Raw genomic sequence first — 17331 nt, 5'->3', positions numbered from 1 at the left:
TCCTTTTATAAAAATTGCTGCGGTTCGTGGTCAATACTGAGACGAAGCTCGCTATTTTCCCGTTCTTGAGTTAGAGCCAAGACCTGATTCAGGGTTGAAGCTAACTCATCTTCTAAACGATATTTGATTAAAATCTGATAATGATAGAGGTTATGAGTACGAGCGATAGGTTTTGGCGTTGGTCCAAGGATGATACAAGTATCCGATAAACCTGACCGCAAAATCTCCATGACTTCATAAGCACGTTTGACGACCTCTTCTTCCTTCTTGTGAGAGAGGGTAATTCCAATTGTAAAATAATAAGGTGGATAACCTAGCTGACGTCTGATACCCATTTCATAGGCATAAAAACCTTCGTAGTCCTGATCCTTGGCGAACCGAATGGCATAATGCTGAGGATTATAGGACTGAATCAAGACCTGACCTGCCTTTTCAGCTCGACCGGCACGGCCTGCTACCTGGGTCAAGAGTTGGAAGGTTCTCTCAGAAGAACGAAAATCAGGCAGGTTCAAGGCTGTATCCGCATTGAGAACACCAACCAAGGTCACATTTGGAAAATCCAATCCCTTGGCAATCATCTGAGTTCCTAGCAATATGTCCGCTTCACCGTTGCCAAATTTTTCAAGTAAAGCTTGGTGACTGCCCTTCTTACGAGTTGTATCCACATCCATGCGCAGAATTCGTGCTTGAGGAAAGAGCTCCACTAGCTCATCGTAAGCCTTCTGAGTCCCCGTTCCATAGTAACGAATACTGCGGCTCTGACAGTTGGGACAGACATGAGGAATTTCCTTGGTAAAACCACAATAGTGGCAGTTCATAGTCTTGGTATCCATATGCAGCGTCAAAGAAATATCGCAGTTAGGACAGGTATCAACAGTCCCACATTCCCGGCACATGACAAAACTTGAATAACCACGACGATTGAGCATGAGTACAACCTGCTCTTTTTTGTCCAGACGATCTTGAATTGCCTCAATCAGTGGTGGTGTAAAGTTTGATGTTTCATTCTGCCCGATGTAATCACGGAAGTCAATGAGTTGAACTTCAGGAATACTTGCTAAAGGATTGGCCCGTTGAGTCAGACGTAGATGTTGATAAACACCCTTGCCAGCACGCGCACGACTTTCTAAACTTGGCGTTGCAGAACCAAGGACTAATGCTGCTTGATTGTACTGTGCTCGTAAAAGAGCCACATCTCTAGCATGGTATCGAGGATTGCTGTCTTGCTTGTAACTTGCCTCATGCTCTTCATCAATAATGATGACCCCTAGATTTTTTAAAGGTGCAAAAATAGCCGAGCGAGCCCCAACGACTACCCGAGCTTCTCCACGCTCCACCTTGCGCCATTCATCATACTTTTCACCATTTGACAAGCCAGAGTGGAGAATGGCTACTTTATCGCCAAACCGTGCAATAAAGCGCTCCGTCATTTGAGGTGTCAGAGAGATTTCCGGAACTAGAACAATTGCTGTTTTTCCCATATCCAAAGCACCTTGGATAATCTGCAAGTAAACCTCGGTTTTCCCACTTCCTGTAATTCCTTGAAGTAGAAAGGGAGGTTGCTGCTTACCAATCGCTCCAACAACTGCCTCACAGGCTTGTTTTTGCTCTGGGTTTAACTCTAGGGCTTGATTCGACTCAATTCCTTCAAAGTAGGCAGCTGAGCGTTGGACTTCCTTTTGAACGATGGTAACAGCACCATGTTCCACAAAGAAGTTAACTTGTTCGCGTGAGTAATGTTCTAACAAATCAGCCAGAGGAACTGTTTCAGGATGTGCTAATAAATAATCTCGCAGTTCCAATTTCTTCTTGGCACGGTTTGAGATTTCTAGTTTTTCTAATTTGTCACGATTCACTTCAACCCAAGACTGCGTCTTAACTTTCTTCTGATCCACAGCCTGGTACTCTAGTTTTAAAAGACCTTTTCGAGTCAACCGCATCATCTCAGCCTGCTTTTCTAAGTCTAGAGATGAAAATGCTAGAGACTCCTGCGAACCAAACAAACGATGTCTGTCTTCTTGACTCAAGCCTTCCAGAGGATAGAGGATTTTATCATAACTAGAGTTCAAAAACCCAGGAAGCATAGCTTTAAGAATGGAAATTTTATAAGAGAATACTGACTTACGTAGTTCTTCGGCCAACCAGAGTTGTTCCTCCGTTAGGACTGGAGAAAAATCTAGTACTTCGACAATCTCTTTCAATTCCTCGTTTGCCACTTCCGCATCGGATTCTTGTTCAAATCCTAGAACAATCCCCTGAATCAAGCGATTGGCCTTCCCAAAAGGTACATGAACCCGCATGCCAACTTCCAGCATATCTACAAATTCTTCAGGGACCTTGTAACTATATGGTTGGTCCGTCTGCATCAAGGGAACATCCACAATGATTTTTGCAATAACCATGTCCTCACCTCCTTCTCTACTTAAATCGTTTCAATTGATTGAGTATTCTTGCAATAGAAAAAATAAGATTGAGTCCCCCCAACCTTAAATTTTTTCACCTTCTTCTTTTTCTTTCGCGATTTGCTCTTTGATTTTCTTTTCTTCTTCTTCTCTCAATCGTCTTTCTTCTTCGATTCGACGACGAACAGCTTCGCGTTTTCCTTCTGGATCTGGATGAATGGTTACATTCCCAGATTCAATTTCTTCCAAAGCTCGAAGAGTTGATTTTTCAGATTTGAATTCTTGTGTTGGAGGTGCTCCTGCTTCTAATTCATGAGCACGTTTTGCTTCCAAAATTACGAGTGAATATTTTGATGGTACCTTATCAAGCAAGGTATCAATAGAGGGTTTAAGCATCATTTGTTTGTACCTGTTTTCTATAGTTTATCGAATAGTCGGAGACTTTGGTAGCATATCCTGATAGTGACCGATGACACGATCCACACGGAAATGTTCAGCTTCAATCACACGTTTAACACGTTCTGCAGCAAGAGGAACATGATCATTGACAATGGCGTAGTCGTACTCACGCATCAAAGCAATTTCTTCTTTGGCTTTTTCGATACGTTGGGCAATCACTTCTGCGCTATCCGTACCACGGCCAACGAGACGGTCTTGCAATTCTTCCAAATCTGGCGGTGTCAAAAAGATAAAGACCGCATCCGGAACCTTTTTCTTGACCTGAAGAGCTCCCTGCACTTCAATTTCAAGGAAGACGTCAATACCCTTATCAAGGGTTTCATTAACATAAGTCAGAGGAGTTCCATAGTAGTTTCCTACATACTCTGCATACTCTAACATTTGTCCTTGACGGATCAATTCTTCAAATTCTTCACGCGTACGGAAGAAATAGTCAACTCCGTCTACTTCACCTGGACGTTGAGCCCGTGTTGTCATCGATACAGAATATTGGAATTGATTTTCAGAACTCTCAAAAATTTCTCGTCTAACCGTTCCTTTTCCAACTCCAGAAGGACCTGAAAAAACGATTAGTAAGCCACGGTCTGCCATTATGTCTCCTTTGGATAGTTTGTGAAATGACTCAAAAATTCATCAGAATTCACAGTGTAAAGCCATTTCTGCTTACTACAATCTTTCTATCTAGTGTAACAAAAAAGCAGTAATTTTTCAACTGCTCTTTCTTATTTATTTTGCATAATCAACTGCACGAAGTTCACGAATGACGGTTACCTTGATATTTCCTGGGTAATCAAGTGTGTTTTCGATTTTCTCACGAACTTTGTGAGCCAAGATTGTGACCTTGTCGTCCTTGATTTGACCAGGGTTTACCATGATACGGATTTCGCGACCAGCTTGAAGGGCAAAGCTATTTTGAACACCTTCAAAGCTATTAGCAATTTCCTCTAGGTCATGGAGACGTTTGATGTAGCTTTCAAGTGATTCGCTACGAGCTCCTGGACGGGCTGCGCTTAAGGCGTCCGCTGCAGCAACGAGAACTGCAATCACACTTTCAGGCTCTACATCTCCGTGGTGACTAGCAATCGTGTTAATCACAACTGGATGCTCTTTGTACTTGCGAGCCAATTCAGTACCAATCTCAACGTGGCTGCCTTCTACCTCACGGTCAATGGCTTTACCGATATCGTGGAGGAATCCTGCACGACGAGCGAGAGCCGCATTTTCACCAAGTTCACTAGCCATGATACCAGCCAACTTAGCTACTTCAATGGAGTGACGCAAGACATTTTGTCCATATGAAGTACGGAACTGCAAGCGACCCATGATTTTCATCAAGTCAGGGTGAAGGTTTGGTGCTCCAATTTCATAGGCTGCAGCTTCACCATATTCACGAATTCTGTTATCAATTTCTTGACGGTTTTTCTCAACCAACTCTTCGATACGAGCTGGGTGAATACGTCCATCCTTAAGCAAGGTTTCCATCGTCATACGGGCAATCTCACGGCGGATAGGATCAAAACCTGACAAGGTTACCACTTCTGGCGTATCATCAATGATGACATCAACCCCTGTCAAACTTTCAAAGGTACGGATATTGCGACCTTCACGACCAATGATGCGACCTTTCATGGTATCATCAGGCAGATGAACTGTCGAGTTGGTAGACTCAGCTACATACTCACCAGCAATTCTCTGCATCGCTTGGGACAGGATATCCTTAGCAAGCTTATCTGAACGTTCCTTGACTTCTTGCTCCGCCTCACGAATGCGGCTAGCAATTTCCTTGGTCAAGTCTTCCTCTGTTTGAGCTAAGATAATATCTTTTGCTTCTGACTGTGTCAGACTTCCGACACGCTCAAGTTCAGCTTGCTTTTGCTTTTCAATTTCCTCTAGTTGCTCTTCACGTGCATCAAGGTTTTTTGCTCTATCAGAAATACTTTGTTCTTTTTGTTCAAGTGTTTTTTCTTTGTTCGTCAAATTATCGTCTTTACGGTCAAGGCTCGTAGCTCTCTCCGTCAAACGACTTTCGATTTGCTTGAGTTCTTGACGCTCAGATTTAAATTCGGCGTCCACTTCTTCGCGGTATTTTCTGGCTTCTTCTTTAGCCTCCAATAGTGCTTCTTTTTTAAGGGATTTGCTTTCGCTCTTGGCTTCATTTAGTAATAAATCCGCTTCGCGCTCAGCTTGTCCTCGTAAATTAGTTGCTTCTTGTTCAGCATTTAAAAGCATCAACTCTGCAGCCTCTTGTGATGATTTCATCTTGACTGAGATGCTGACATATCCAATGACTAAACCAATGATGACGGCAAAAACAACTATAACAATTGTCATAATTTCCATGTTTTTACCTCAATTTATTTGTTTATCTGAATGACATGCATTCTTATACATTTTACCACAAAAAAACATTTTTAACAAACCTTAAATGGAAGATATTTTGGTCTTTTTTTGAGTCAATATCTTCATTTTCCCTAGTAAAATAGGCTTCTGTAATCCAGCTATTTTTTAAAAGATTTTTTAAAAAATATAAGAAAAAAGCCTACCTCTCAGTAGACTTAATTTGATTCGATTTTAATCGGCACTCGGCCAAAATTTTGCTCTGCTATACTTGGGTGTCCTAGTTGGTAAATCCGGTCTGCCTTTTGAGTTATAGCATCCCAGGGCTCTTTCCCAATTCGGCTGACGAGATTGACCTGCTCCTTGAGAACTTTAAGGTGTTGTCTGCCTTTTTCGGTAAAACCAAGGACGTGAATGGGTTCTGGCAGGTCACTTTCTCTAGCCTGCACCAAGATATAGGTCAAGAGGCGTCGTACACGCGCTTTTGTGTATCGTTTGGTAGCCACTAACTCAACCAATTCCTCAATAGATTTTGCTATTTTGATCGCTTCCGTGATGCGCACGGCCATTTCCTGATTGAGCTGATAAATAGTAGTTAGGTCAGGATTTGACAAAATTTGATAGCGTAAAAGTGAAAAATAATCTTCCCAGCTCACCTTACTAGCATTTTCAAAGAGATTAACAGAAGGCATAAAGCGTTCTAAGAAATCTTGATCTGATTGATGCTGACGGATGGCTGTCGCCGAAGCAAAGTCCACATCCTTGTCCACAGAATGATATCCTGCCCCCTGACGCTTGATTGGATGAAGTTTGATATCTCTTCCAGCAACTGCCTTGGCGTAGGCAAGAGCTAAGACATGATTGGGCGTATCACCCGAAAATTCAAGACCTGTAAATTCCTTCCACATAGCTTGGGTTTTCTGAGGGTAGGAGAGTGAATCAGGTAGATTGTCCACAAAATTCTCCATCTCTTGACCACGTTCTGCATATAAGTTAGCAATTTTCTGGTAATCTAGAACTTCCTCTGTCCCAAAAGCTAGGATATCAACCCCCAACCGTGCCAAGATATCTACTGCTCCTTGTCCAAAGAAATCCGCTGCTTGTACACTGACTAAAAAGGGCAATTCTACTACCAAGTCTGCCCCATTCTCCAGTGCCATTTGAGCCCGAGTCCACTTATCTACAATAGCAGGCTCGCCTCTCTGCATGAAATTCCCAGACATGGCCACAATTTTCAACCCATCTGCCTGTTTTAGCAGGTATTTATGGCCATTATGAAAAGGATTGAACTCCGCTATAATACCTGTAATGGTCATGGTAATCTCCTACTTCTGCGCGACAAAAAACCAACGAGTACTGGTCTCTGTAGGCTCCTTATCCTCAAAGTCAGCATAAAGCTTGAAGGACTTAAAACCAGCTTGTTCTAGCAAAATATCATAGGTCAAGACTTCATAGGTTCGCTCCTCATGCACTTCGTCGTGACGACTAAAGGAACCATCCGTTTCCTTGATAAAAAAGGTCAACTCATGCACGATAGAATGTGGCGCTGCATCCTCGTAGGTATCCCAAAGCATGGCAAAGTCTTCTGCATTTTCATGATGGGAATAGCCAGGAAAGACCTCATCTGTCTGGTAGGTCGAATGCACATCAAAGATGAAGAGCCCGTCCTCATTGAGAGCATTATAGACTTCTTTAAAGACATCCCCTACTTCCACCTCATCCTGCATGTAGCAGATAGAATCAGAATAGCAGGTCACAAAGTCGTATTTACCAGCCTTGGATAAATCCAGCATATTGCCTTCAATAAAATCAATCTTTTGCTTGGCTGAAGCCGCTCTCTTCTCAGCAATCTTCAACATGTCCGCGCTCAAGTCCAGTCCAGTCACTTCAAAACCAGCCTGAGAAAAGCGCACTGACTGGATGCCTGTTCCACAAGCCAATTCCAAGAGTTTCTTTCTCTCCTTAGTCTTTGGCAAATGACGCAGCGAAAAATCCGTCCATTTATCGTATAAACTATCATCCATCACAGCATCGTAAACAGCCGCAAAGGTTTCGTATGTTGCCATAATCATGATACCAAGAGCATCTCTGGAAATACCACTCGCCCTCACCTTTCTATCCATTTTCTTCTAAAATAAGCAAAGAAAACCCAGTTGACTGCAACTGAGTTCATCTCTTATGCCAAGGCTTCTGAAATATCTACAGAATTCGCTTCATGCCATAATTTTTCAAGATTATAGTGGGCACGCATTTCTTCTGAGAAGATATGCACTACGACACCACCAAGGTCTAGCAAGACCCAGCCTCCAGCTGCGTCGCCTTCAACGTGACTACCTTTAAAGCCCGCTTGGGCTACTTTTTCACGGATATTTTCAGCGATAGCATCCAACTGACGGCTATTCATTGAACTCGTGATGACAAAGTAGTCTGTCACACTGGTCAATTCTTGTACATCAAGTGCAAGAATGTCCTCGGCACGTTTCTCATCAGCCGCTTTCACGACTAGTTCTAGTAATTCTTTTTCGTTCATTTAGTCCTCTTTCAAATAGTGCACATAGGCGTTATAGGTTTCAAGGGTTTGGGGATAGATAGGCAATCCCTGGCGAGCCAAATGTTCCACAGTGCGAGCTGTTTCATAAGCTACTGCCTTATTAAGCGACAAACTTGCAATCTCACGCGCCTGGTCCACCCCTGGAAAGGCACGATTATGCTCGATGTAGTCTGCGACGTAGATGACTTTGTCTAGGTCGGTCATCTGACCAGCTCCGACTGTATGAATTTCAATGGCTCGTAGGATTTTAGAGTCTTGCAAGTTCAAATCTTCCTGAATTTTGTAGATACCGACCATACCATGCCAAACATTATTACCCCAGTTTTTGAGGTTTGGATCTAGTTGATATCGATCAATCAAGTCTAGAAACTCTTGATCTGATAGCTTTTTAGCATAGTCATGAAGAAGGCCTGCTAGACCAGCTTTCTCAACATCAATTCCAAATCGTTCTGCAAGCTCAATAGCTGCACGCTCCACACCCAGACAATGGGTTAAACGTTTTTCAGGTAGAAGCTCCGCCATTTTTTCTAACAATTCTTCACGGGAACAGTTGATATAGTCTTGGTATGCCATCAGTAAAGTCCTTCTTTCTCGATATAGTCTAGCACTGGCTTAGGTAGGAGAAAGTTGGGTGTGCGTCCTTGGGCAATGAAATCACGCACCATGCTAGATGAAATATCCATGAGAGGTACATCCACCCAGATAACTGGATAAGAAGTCCCTGCCTTGTAACGCGGACGTTGAACCCCTACAAACTGAACTAGTTCCACTAACTCATCAATTCGGTACCACTTAGGTAAATAGTCTACCATATCGGCACCGATAATGAAATAGTAATCTGTGTCTGGATTCTTCTCTGTCAGAAGCTTCATGGTGTCGTAGGTGTAAGAAATACCCTTTCGCTCCAGTTCGATTGTCTCAATAGCTAAACCTTCGATTCCTTCGATAGCCAATTCAAGCATCTCGAGGCGATGGTGCTCAGGGATGGTTTCCTTTTTGTCTACGTGAGGGGGTTGGTATTCAGGCATGAGCAGAACCTGATCCAATCCCAACTGTTGGCGCACTTGATCTGCAACAATCAGATGGGCATTATGAACGGGATTAAAATTTCCACCCAAAATACCGACTTGTTTACGTTTTTTATCCTTGATTTCTGGCTCTAACTCCACTTTTGTAAAGGGAGTTAATAATTCGATTGCCATAGGTTAATCTCCTTTACTCTTCTGTAAAAACAGTCTTGGGAGTATCGTGCTTAGATTTCTTTAACTTTTTTAGAAATCTTGCGATTTTCTTTCTTGCTTGATTGTTTATACAAAATCAAGATGCGTCCGATTTTTTGAACTGTGTCCACACCGATTTCTTCTTCCAAGATTTCAGCTACTTCGTGGATATTCTCATCTGTGTTTTGCAAGAGAGTAACCTTGATCAATTCACGGGCATCGAGTGCCTGACGAACACTTGTTTTGATTTGGTCATTGAGACCATTTTTCCCGATTTGGATGATGGGCTTGAGGGTATGTGCCTGGCTGTTGAGGAAGGCACGTTGTTTTGATGTTAATGACATATTTTCTTTAAAAGAGTTTTTTATACTTTTCTGAAGTGGTGACGGACATCAGCAAAGTCCTTCGGACTTTCATGACTAAAATTTGAGCCTAAGGTCTCAAATTTTCCGCAGTTGGTACAATCGCTTGTACCAACTGCCACCACAGCGAAAAGTATTCGTTATGGGCTCGCAATGCTCGCCTTTATATATAACTCTTTCCTTTCTGTGTTTAAATAATTGCTTTTCGTGTGACGACTGCGACGCCTTCTGGTGCCCAGACGGCGACTTTAGCAGTTCCTGTTACACGAATCCAGCCTAGTCCTGAAATAACTAGATCTGTCTTGTCTTTGATAGTAAAGACATGTTGGACCAGTTTTGGAAAATCTTCTTTTTCCTTGCTATTTGGCGGTGTGAGAAGGGTTCCCAGGTGCTTGTCGTAAAAAGCACTGGCTCCCTCCAGTTTAGTACGATGAAGTTTGAGTTCATTGTCAAAGAAGGCTGTGAAACCTTGCTTTTCTCCTGCAATAAAGTCAAAGCGTCCCAATCCACCTAAAAACAGAGTTTGTTCAGGGTTTAGCTGATAGGTTTTTGGTTTGATTTCCTTTTTAGGACTGACATACTTGAGGTTTTTAGCCGTCAAGTAGTGAGCCATCTGATGACGGTGAATAATCCCCGGTGTATCATAGATATAAGATCCGTCATCAAGCGGAATCTCAATCTTGTCCAAGGTTGTACCCGGGAATCGAGACGTCGTGATGACATTCTGGTCACCAGTGATTTCCTGGATGATGGCATTGATAAGGGTTGATTTCCCAACATTGGTCACGCCGACCACATAGACGTCACGTCCCTTACGGTATTGCTCAATCTTGTCGATTACTTCTCTAATAGCATGCTTGTTTTGTGCTGAAGTCAGGACAACATCCACAGGACGAAGACCTTCTTCGTGAGCGCGTTCCATCAGCCAGTGTGTTACCTTGCTGTCCTTAACAGACTTAGGCAAGATGTCTTTTTTATTTCCAACCAAAAGCACATCATTACCTGACACAAAGCGTGGCAAACCTGGGATAACAGAGCCATTGAAGTCAAAAATATCAATGACATTGACCACCAAGGCATCACTGTCTCCTACCTCGTGCAAGAGTTTGAGGAAATCATCATCCGTCAACTGCACATCTGTAATTTCATTATAATGACGAAGACGGAAACAACGTTGGCAATATACTTCTCCAGTTTCCAAACCTTTTTCCAATGCTGACTGAGGTGTAAAACCCAAACCAGTCTTATCTTCCGTCTGAATGGTTGCTCCACAACCAATACAGAGAATTTCTTCCATAGTTAAATTCCTTTTTTATAAGTAATAGGTCCGTACTTTTCAGTTATTTGCTTCATAACACGACGTTCACGAGCTCGGTTGATTTGCGTTTTGATGGAATCGTGCTGCACCAAAGGTTTAACCAAAATCGAGCGAATTCCTGCACGGTGAGCTGCACGAATATCTGTCATGAGCTGATCCCCAACCATGACCACTTCGTTTTTCTCATAGTGGAATTCTTTCATCGCTCGATCAATCCCGAAAGTAAAAGGCTTCAAAGCCCAGTAAACATAATCAATTCCAAATTTTTCAACTGCTCGTTTAACACGTTTCTTAGAATTGTTTGAGACTACGATAATGCGAATTCCTGCATCACGAAGGTCATGCAACCATCGTTTCATCTCTGGAGTCCCGTCAGGGTTATTCCAAGCAATGAGAGTATTATCTAAATCCACCAAAACAGCTTTTATTCCCTGTTTTTGCAGGCTTTCTACTGTCAAATCATATACTGCTTCCACAGCAAAATCTGGCATGTAATGTTCAATCGCCATTCTGGCTCCTTCTCTTTTATTTTCTAGTAATTTTCTTCAGCCATTGAGATAAGGCTGCCCATAAAATCAAGCTAGCTATTAAGATATAAATCCAAGCATTGGGCTCTTCTGTAAATGGTAGAGGAACATTCATTCCGAAAAAACCTGTAATAACCGCAAGAACTGCTAGCAATACTGAGATAATGGTCAAAATTGTCAAACTGTCATTCAGGTTATTGTTAAGGATGTTGTTGTAAGAAGCTGAGAGTTGTTGTAAAACTTGAGAAATCAAATCTGTCATAGACACCAACTGATGGGCTTCGATCATCGCATCGTCAAACTGCTCTCGTTCAACTTCGTTAAATCTCCGATACAGAGCATGACCTTGGATATGTTCCAATAGAAGTCGATTTTGTTTTGCCGCTGCTGTCAAGTAAACCATACCAGTCTCCAAGTCAGAGAGAGCAAAGAGATTTTTTTTGTCGTGGTTTGACGTAGCAAGGCACTAATTTCGTCCTTACTTTTATCCATTTCTTCAATGACAGGATAATAAGCGTTACTAATAATCTCTAAACCGGCAAAGAGAAATTTGTAAATAGAAAGGGACTCATGGCTATTCAGATAAGATAACATTTGATCAATGACATAAGCATTCTTATGGTTACTGATCGTAATCATTCGTTGTTGTTCAACGATAAAGGTCATGGGAATGGCTTCATAGTATTCCTTGTCCTTTTCTAAGTCAAGAACATTATAGATAAAGGTCACAGTCCCATTTTCACGGTTATAGTCCATGTGGGCTCGTTCATTTCTATCCAGAGCATATTCGATAGTTTCCTTATCCAATCCATAGATTTCTGATAAATCTTCAAGATTTTTAATTTTTTCGATATCAAGATTTATCCAGGTACAACCATTTCCTAATTGTTTATCTAAAACCATCATTTCTCCTCTGTCAAACTCCCTCCATTATACCATAAATCAAGGGAAATTTCAGTTCTGCTCTTCTCTTGAAAAATTGCTAACCACAGTAATATTACGGTTGGGAACAAAGTGGAGAGCCTGGTCTTCACCTCTTAGTTGAGTTGTTCGAATTCCGACGCTAACTACTTTTCCCGATACAGTAATGGGACCATTTGTCAAAACAACCTCATCCCCTACATCCAACTGGCGTTCAAAGAGAATAAAGAAACCATTAATAACATCTGATAAAAATCCTTGGGCCCCCATACCAATTGCAACTCCGGCAATCCCAGCCCCAGCTAGTAAACTAGATACAGGTAGTCCTAGGATCGACAAAATGCAGTAGACTAAAAAGAAATAAAGAGTGTAATTAAAAACATTTTCTAATAAACGCGAGATTGTCTTTTGTCTTCCTGCATCACGATTTGAATACTTCAATGAAGGCTTCACAATTTTCTTGACAGCCGCATGGAGAAGCTTTTTAGCTATGTAAAATAGCACAAATAAAATCAAAAGAGAAATCACTTTCGTTAAGAGATTCTCAAATACCGTTGTTAAATCTAACTTATTAAAATAACTTTTAAAAAATTCTTGCATGTAAAACTCCTTTTATCCATTATACCATAAAACGATAGATGCAAGATATTTATAAATATGCGATTTCGTTATGTAAATTTACATTTTGCTTGATTTTCAAGTATATTTATACTATAATCGTTACTATTACTCAAAAAAGGAGATGTGTATGACAAGAATCATTAATGCCTGGAACAAGTCAAGTCTTATCAAACGAATCCTAATTGGAATGCTTCTTGGAACTTTACTTGGATTACTTTTCCCCAATATGCCAGGGATTGGACTCCTAGGTGATCTTTTTGTCGGTGGACTCAAAGCAATCGCCCCTATTTTAGTATTTTTCCTTGTTGCCAATGCCATTTCTCAACATCGAAAAGGAAAAACTACAAATATAAAAACCGTTATACTTTTGTATTTACTTGGAACTTTTGCAGCTGCTCTTGTGGCAGTTTTCATGAGCTTTCTCTTTCCTATTCAGATTAACTTAGCAACAGCCATAACAACGGAAGCAACTTCACCAGATGGAATCGGACAGGTTCTCAGTAATCTTCTATTAAAATTAGTTGATAATCCTCTAAATGCAATCATCCAAGCTAATTACATCGGAATTTTATCTTGGGCTATTGTCTTTGGAATTGCTATGAGAGAAGCTAGTAAGCACAGTAAAGATCTTTTGAAAACCATGTCGGATGTTGTTTCCAAGATTGTTGGTTGGATTATTAATTTAGCCCCTTTTGGTATCCTCGGATTAGTCTTTCAAGCCATTTCAGACCAGGGGATTGCCAGCTTGACCAACTATGGTGTTTTACTGGGACTTTTAATTGCCACTATGCTTTTTGTGGCCCTAGTCATCAATCCATTGATTGCCTTTTTATTCATGAAAAGAAATCCCTATCCACTTGTTTTAAAATGTCTTCGTATCAGCGGTGTAACAGCATTTTTTACTCGTAGCTCTGCTGCAAATATCCCTGTTAATATGAAACTCTGTGAAGATCTCGGTCTTAATCCAAATACCTATACAGTCTCTATCCCATTGGGCTCAACCATTAATATGGCTGGAGCAGCAATTACCATTAACATTTTAACCTTGGCTGCTGTTAACACCCTGGGTATTTCAGTTGATTTTGCAACTGCTTTTGTACTCAGTATTGTCGCAGCTATCTCTGCCTGTGGAGCCTTTGGAATTGCCGGCGGTTCCCTTCTACTCATTCCTGTTGCCTGCAGTCTCTTTGGTATTAGCAACGATATTGCCATGCAAGTTGTTGCAGTCGGATTTGTCATTGGGGTTGTCCAAGACTCTTGTGAAACAGCCCTCAACTCTTCGACAGATGTTCTCTTTACTGCCGTTGCAGAATATGCAAGTCGGAAGGCTTGACCTATTTCAAATTCCTTTTATAATTAGTAGTATAACTATTTTTCATTTGGAAAGTATTCTATGTCTATCACACAACGTACTTTAAAACTAGTCCTAGCAACTTGTTTTGCTTGTTTACTAGCCTACTTTTTTGATTTGTCATCAGCTGTATCAGCTGGTATCATTGCTATCTTAAGTCTATCTGATACGCGAAGAAGCACTATCAAACTAGCTCGTAATAGACTTTTTTCAACCTTGCTAGCTCTGACAATCGGTGTTATCGCCTTTCAACTAACTGGTTATCATATCTGGAGCTTTGGGCTTTACTTAGCAATCTACGTTCCTCTAGCCTATAAACTCGGTTGGGAAATTGGGATTACTCCAAGTAGCGTCTTGGTTAGCCATCTATTAATCCAACAATCAACTTCTCCCTATCTTTTAGTGAATGAACTACTATTATTCCTGATAGGTACTGGCTTTGCACTTCTAATCAATCTCTATATGCCTTCACGAGAAAAAGAAATTCAGCATTATCATACGCTTGTTGAAGAAAAACTCAGAGATGTCCTTCTACGCTTAGCTTACTATTTAAAAAGAGGGGATGGTCGAAATCAAGCTCAACTAGTCAACGAACTTGACCAACTATTGGAGGAAGCCCTCAAACTAGTCTATCTGGACCACTCTGACCATCTCTTTCACCAGACAGATTATCATATCCACTACTTTGAGATGCGCCAAAGACAAACTCGTATCTTGAGAAACATGGCTCAACAGATTAATACCTGTCAACTAGCCGCAAGTGAAAGCCTGATCGTCGCTCAGCTCTTTTCAAAAACAGCTAGCCAACTGAGTCAAACCAGTCCAGCCTATAACTTGTTGGAAGATATCGAGAACTACTTGCAGGTATTTCGCAATCGTTCTCTCCCTAAAACAAGAGAAGAGTTTGAGACACGGGCTATTCTATTGCAACTCTTTCGTGAATTAGAGCATTTTATCCAGATAAAAGTAGATTTCTACAACCGTTATTCTGACAATAACAGTGACAAATAAAAACTTCTATCGGCAAACTAGTTGCTGATAGAAGTTTTTTGTTATGAATAGATTTAATTTTCGCGCTTCTTTCGAATCGACATGAGACTGATGTCTCTCAAACTAAAGTAAGTAAGAGCCAGCATTCCCAATGTAATAAAGATTTCTGCTGGAAGTTGGAAAATCTGCAGGGCAGACAAGAGCAACAAGATTACGAGGGCAACAAATCCAAAGACTAATATTACAACATTGACCGTCCCCTTGATACTTTGAGGTGTCGCAAATACATAGAGTAGTAATAAGAGTATCCCTATGATTAAATAGACCATCTTTATCTCTTTCTAGCTCTTATTCAGCTGATTTTTTCTTTTTGTTTGCTTTCTCACGCTCTGCCTTGTTAAGGATTTGTTTACGCAAACGAATCGATTCAGGCGTTACTTCCATGTACTCATCGTCATTCAAGAACTCAAGTGATTCTTCAAGTGTCAAGATACGAGGAGTTTTAATAACCGCTGTTTGGTCCTTAGTAGCGGAACGAACGTTGGTCATTTGTTTTGCTTTCGTGATATTAACAGTCAAGTCATTTTCACGAGAGTTTTCACCGATGATCATTCCTTCGTAAACCTCGGTACCTGGGTTGACAAAGATAGTACCACGTTCTTCGATAGACATGATAGAGTAAGTTGTAGCCTTACCAGCATCGATAGAAACGAGAGCACCACGGTGACGTCCACCGATTTCACCTGGAATCAATGGCAAGTATTGATCGAAAGTGTGGTTCATGATTCCGTAACCACGAGTCATTGACAAGAACTCAGTTGAGTATCCAATCAAACCACGCGCAGGAACAAGGAAGACCAAGCGAGTTTGCCCGTTTCCAGTTGCAATCATGTCCAACATTTCACCCTTACGCTCAGAAAGGCTTTGGATAACAGAACCTTGGTATTCTTCTGGTGTATCGATTTGCACGCGCTCAAATGGCTCACACTTCACACCATCGATTTCTTTGACGATAACTTCTGGACGAGATACTTGAAGCTCATAACCTTCACGACGCATAGTCTCGATGAGGATTGACAAGTGCAATTCCCCACGTCCTGAAACTGTCCATTTATCTGGTGAGTCTGTTGGATCTACACGAAGAGATACGTCTGTTTGCAGCTCAGCTTGCAAACGTTCTTCAACCTTACGAGAAGTAACCCATTTACCTTCACGACCAGCAAATGGTGAGTTGTTAACCAAGAAGGTCATTTGAAGAGTAGGTTCGTCGATATGAAGAACTGGAAGAGCTTCAACTGCATCTGTTGGAGTGATTGTTTCCCCAACGAAGATGTCTTCCATACCTGATACGGCAATCAAGTCACCAGCCTTAGCTTCTTGGATTTCACGACGTTCCAAACCAAAGAAACCAAAGAGTTTTGTAACACGGAAGTTCTTGGTTGTACCATCAAGTTTAGAAAGAGTAACTTGGTCTCCGACCTTAACAGTACCACGGAAAACACGTCCGATACCGATACGACCAACGAAATCATTGTAGTCCAAGAGTGACACTTGGAATTGAAGTGGCTCATCTGAGTTATCAATTGGAGCTGGAATGTGATCAATAATGGTATCAAAGATTGGCGCCATAGTCTTTTCTTGGTCGGCTGGATCATCTGACAATGAAGATGTTCCGTTGATTGCTGAAGCATAGACTACTGGGAAGTCAAGCTGATCATCATCTGCACCAAGTTCGATGAAAAGTTCCAAAACTTCATCTACTACTTCTGCTGGACGAGCTGATGGTTTGTCGATTTTGTTAACTACAACGATCGGAACAAGATCTTGCTCCAAGGCTTTTTTCAAAACAAAACGGGTCTGAGGCATTGTTCCTTCGTAAGCATCTACGACCAAAACAACACCGTCAACCATTTTCATGATCCGCTCAACTTCTCCACCGAAGTCCGCGTGTCCTGGCGTGTCCATGATATTAATACGAGTTCCGTTGTAGGCAACTGCTGTATTTTTCGCAAGGATAGTGATTCCACGCTCTTTTTCAATATCGTTTGAGTCCATAGCACGCTCAGCTAATTCTGTACGCGCGTCAAGTGTTTCAGATTGTTTTAATAATTCGTCAACGAGGGTTGTTTTACCGTGGTCGACGTGGGCGATAATCGCGATATTACGGATATCTTCTCTTAATTTTGTCATGATTTCCTCTGTTATATTCAAAAATTTATTTTCTAACTGAGCAATTATACCACAATTTTAAGCAAATGACTTAACTCAAGTA

General features: G+C 41.4%; 17 protein-coding genes and 1 pseudogene. 2 read left to right on the top strand and 16 right to left on the bottom strand.

All coding sequences use genetic code 11. The features are described 5' to 3' along the window. Nucleotides 1-5 precede the first annotated feature (5 nt). From KJR31_RS00390 to KJR31_RS00325, 14 genes and pseudogenes are all read right to left on the bottom strand, one after another. Nucleotides 6-2402 (bottom strand): primosomal protein N', encoded by a 2397-nt coding sequence (locus KJR31_RS00390; protein ID WP_214261571.1) that lies wholly within the window; start codon nt 2400-2402, stop codon nt 6-8. 84 nt (nt 2403-2486) lie between these two features. Next, nucleotides 2487-2801: a DNA-directed RNA polymerase subunit omega gene (rpoZ, locus tag KJR31_RS00385; protein WP_006152731.1), complete on the bottom strand. Its 315-nt coding sequence runs from the start codon at nt 2799-2801 to the stop codon at nt 2487-2489. A 24-nt stretch (nt 2802-2825) separates the two neighbouring features. Further along, on the bottom strand, nt 2826-3452 hold the full coding sequence (gene gmk, locus KJR31_RS00380) for a guanylate kinase (protein WP_000775049.1): 627 nt from the start codon (nt 3450-3452) through the stop codon (nt 2826-2828). Between the two features lie 135 nt (nt 3453-3587). Further along, a complete protein-coding gene (locus KJR31_RS00375; RefSeq protein WP_214261570.1) occupies nt 3588-5201 on the bottom strand; it encodes a ribonuclease Y in 1614 nt (537 codons plus the stop codon). 215 nt (nt 5202-5416) lie between these two features. Further along, nucleotides 5417-6514 carry a nucleotidyltransferase gene (locus tag KJR31_RS00370; protein WP_214261569.1) on the bottom strand — a complete coding sequence of 366 codons (1098 nt, stop codon included), beginning with the start codon at nt 6512-6514 and terminating at the stop codon, nt 5417-5419. A gap of 9 nt (nt 6515-6523) precedes the next feature. Beyond that, nucleotides 6524-7264 carry a class I SAM-dependent DNA methyltransferase gene (locus KJR31_RS00365; protein ID WP_284444668.1) on the bottom strand — a complete coding sequence of 247 codons (741 nt, stop codon included), beginning with the start codon at nt 7262-7264 and terminating at the stop codon, nt 6524-6526. A 110-nt stretch (nt 7265-7374) separates the two neighbouring features. Next, complete coding sequence (gene rsfS / locus KJR31_RS00360) at nt 7375-7728, bottom strand: ribosome silencing factor (RefSeq protein WP_004251400.1); 354 nt, start codon at nt 7726-7728, stop codon at nt 7375-7377. Beyond that, complete coding sequence (gene yqeK / locus KJR31_RS00355; RefSeq protein WP_214261568.1) at nt 7729-8322, bottom strand: bis(5'-nucleosyl)-tetraphosphatase (symmetrical) YqeK; 594 nt, start codon at nt 8320-8322, stop codon at nt 7729-7731. Next, nucleotides 8322-8951: a nicotinate-nucleotide adenylyltransferase gene (locus KJR31_RS00350; protein WP_214261567.1), complete on the bottom strand. Its 630-nt coding sequence runs from the start codon at nt 8949-8951 to the stop codon at nt 8322-8324. Before KJR31_RS00350 ends, yqeK begins: the two co-directional genes overlap by 1 nt. Nucleotides 8952-9001: 50 nt before the next feature. Then, a complete protein-coding gene (yhbY, locus tag KJR31_RS00345) occupies nt 9002-9313 on the bottom strand; it encodes a ribosome assembly RNA-binding protein YhbY (RefSeq protein WP_000060171.1) in 312 nt (103 codons plus the stop codon). Nucleotides 9314-9521: 208 nt separating this feature from the next. After that, nucleotides 9522-10628 (bottom strand): ribosome biogenesis GTPase YqeH, encoded by a 1107-nt coding sequence (yqeH, locus tag KJR31_RS00340; RefSeq protein ID WP_214261566.1) that lies wholly within the window; start codon nt 10626-10628, stop codon nt 9522-9524. A 2-nt stretch (nt 10629-10630) separates the two neighbouring features. Continuing rightward, nucleotides 10631-11158, bottom strand: coding sequence for a YqeG family HAD IIIA-type phosphatase (locus KJR31_RS00335; RefSeq protein ID WP_214261565.1), 528 nt, complete (start codon nt 11156-11158; stop codon nt 10631-10633). Nucleotides 11159-11174: 16 nt separating this feature from the next. Continuing rightward, a pseudogene (locus KJR31_RS00330) lies at nt 11175-12079 on the bottom strand (magnesium transporter CorA family protein). 51 nt (nt 12080-12130) lie between these two features. Beyond that, complete coding sequence (locus KJR31_RS00325; RefSeq protein WP_214261564.1) at nt 12131-12697, bottom strand: mechanosensitive ion channel family protein; 567 nt, start codon at nt 12695-12697, stop codon at nt 12131-12133. A 148-nt stretch (nt 12698-12845) separates the two neighbouring features. Between KJR31_RS00325 and sstT the strand changes: the two genes are divergently transcribed. Both sstT and KJR31_RS00315 read left to right on the top strand, forming a co-directional pair. Beyond that, nucleotides 12846-14051, top strand: a complete 1206-nt coding sequence (gene sstT / locus KJR31_RS00320) for a serine/threonine transporter SstT (protein WP_214261563.1) — start codon at nt 12846-12848, stop codon at nt 14049-14051. Between the two features lie 60 nt (nt 14052-14111). Then, the gene (locus tag KJR31_RS00315; protein ID WP_214261562.1) at nt 14112-15080 is read left to right on the top strand and encodes an aromatic acid exporter family protein; all 969 of its coding nucleotides are present in this window, start codon (nt 14112-14114) and stop codon (nt 15078-15080) included. 53 nt (nt 15081-15133) lie between these two features. Here the strand turns inward: KJR31_RS00315 and KJR31_RS00310 are convergent, their stop codons facing one another. Both KJR31_RS00310 and typA read right to left on the bottom strand, forming a co-directional pair. Continuing rightward, nucleotides 15134-15388, bottom strand: coding sequence for a DUF3165 family protein (locus KJR31_RS00310; RefSeq protein WP_214261561.1), 255 nt, complete (start codon nt 15386-15388; stop codon nt 15134-15136). Nucleotides 15389-15407: 19 nt separating this feature from the next. Continuing rightward, nucleotides 15408-17249 carry a translational GTPase TypA gene (gene typA, locus KJR31_RS00305; RefSeq protein ID WP_214261560.1) on the bottom strand — a complete coding sequence of 614 codons (1842 nt, stop codon included), beginning with the start codon at nt 17247-17249 and terminating at the stop codon, nt 15408-15410. Nucleotides 17250-17331: the final 82 nt, after the last annotated feature.

The sequence above is a fragment of the Streptococcus infantis genome (assembly GCF_018499575.1).
Classification (GTDB): domain Bacteria; phylum Bacillota; class Bacilli; order Lactobacillales; family Streptococcaceae; genus Streptococcus; species Streptococcus infantis_K.
Note: the sequence above shows the minus strand (reverse complement) of the source record. Positions and strands in the feature narration are given on the sequence as shown.

Excerpts from the sequence above, each read along its gene's own strand:
- KJR31_RS00350 (WP_214261567.1), bottom strand. The coding sequence starts at position 8,951 with ATGGCAATCGAATTATTAACTCCCTTTACAAAAGTGGAGTTAGAGCCA.
- KJR31_RS00375 (WP_214261570.1), bottom strand. The coding sequence starts at position 5,201 with ATGGAAATTATGACAATTGTTATAGTTGTTTTTGCCGTCATCATTGGT.
- KJR31_RS00390 (WP_214261571.1), bottom strand. The coding sequence starts at position 2,402 with ATGGTTATTGCAAAAATCATTGTGGATGTTCCCTTGATGCAGACGGAC.
- rpoZ (WP_006152731.1), bottom strand. The coding sequence starts at position 2,801 with ATGATGCTTAAACCCTCTATTGATACCTTGCTTGATAAGGTACCATCA.
- gmk (WP_000775049.1), bottom strand. The coding sequence starts at position 3,452 with ATGGCAGACCGTGGCTTACTAATCGTTTTTTCAGGTCCTTCTGGAGTT.
- KJR31_RS00370 (WP_214261569.1), bottom strand. The coding sequence starts at position 6,514 with ATGACCATTACAGGTATTATAGCGGAGTTCAATCCTTTTCATAATGGC.
- sstT (WP_214261563.1), top strand. The coding sequence starts at position 12,846 with ATGACAAGAATCATTAATGCCTGGAACAAGTCAAGTCTTATCAAACGA.
- KJR31_RS00365 (WP_284444668.1), bottom strand. The coding sequence starts at position 7,264 with ATGGCAACATACGAAACCTTTGCGGCTGTTTACGATGCTGTGATGGAT.
- yhbY (WP_000060171.1), bottom strand. The coding sequence starts at position 9,313 with ATGTCATTAACATCAAAACAACGTGCCTTCCTCAACAGCCAGGCACAT.
- KJR31_RS00310 (WP_214261561.1), bottom strand. The coding sequence starts at position 15,388 with ATGGTCTATTTAATCATAGGGATACTCTTATTACTACTCTATGTATTT.
- typA (WP_214261560.1), bottom strand. The coding sequence starts at position 17,249 with ATGACAAAATTAAGAGAAGATATCCGTAATATCGCGATTATCGCCCAC.
- yqeK (WP_214261568.1), bottom strand. The coding sequence starts at position 8,322 with ATGGCATACCAAGACTATATCAACTGTTCCCGTGAAGAATTGTTAGAA.
- rsfS (WP_004251400.1), bottom strand. The coding sequence starts at position 7,728 with ATGAACGAAAAAGAATTACTAGAACTAGTCGTGAAAGCGGCTGATGAG.
- yqeH (WP_214261566.1), bottom strand. The coding sequence starts at position 10,628 with ATGGAAGAAATTCTCTGTATTGGTTGTGGAGCAACCATTCAGACGGAA.
- KJR31_RS00335 (WP_214261565.1), bottom strand. The coding sequence starts at position 11,158 with ATGGCGATTGAACATTACATGCCAGATTTTGCTGTGGAAGCAGTATAT.
- KJR31_RS00315 (WP_214261562.1), top strand. The coding sequence starts at position 14,112 with ATGTCTATCACACAACGTACTTTAAAACTAGTCCTAGCAACTTGTTTT.
- KJR31_RS00325 (WP_214261564.1), bottom strand. The coding sequence starts at position 12,697 with ATGCAAGAATTTTTTAAAAGTTATTTTAATAAGTTAGATTTAACAACG.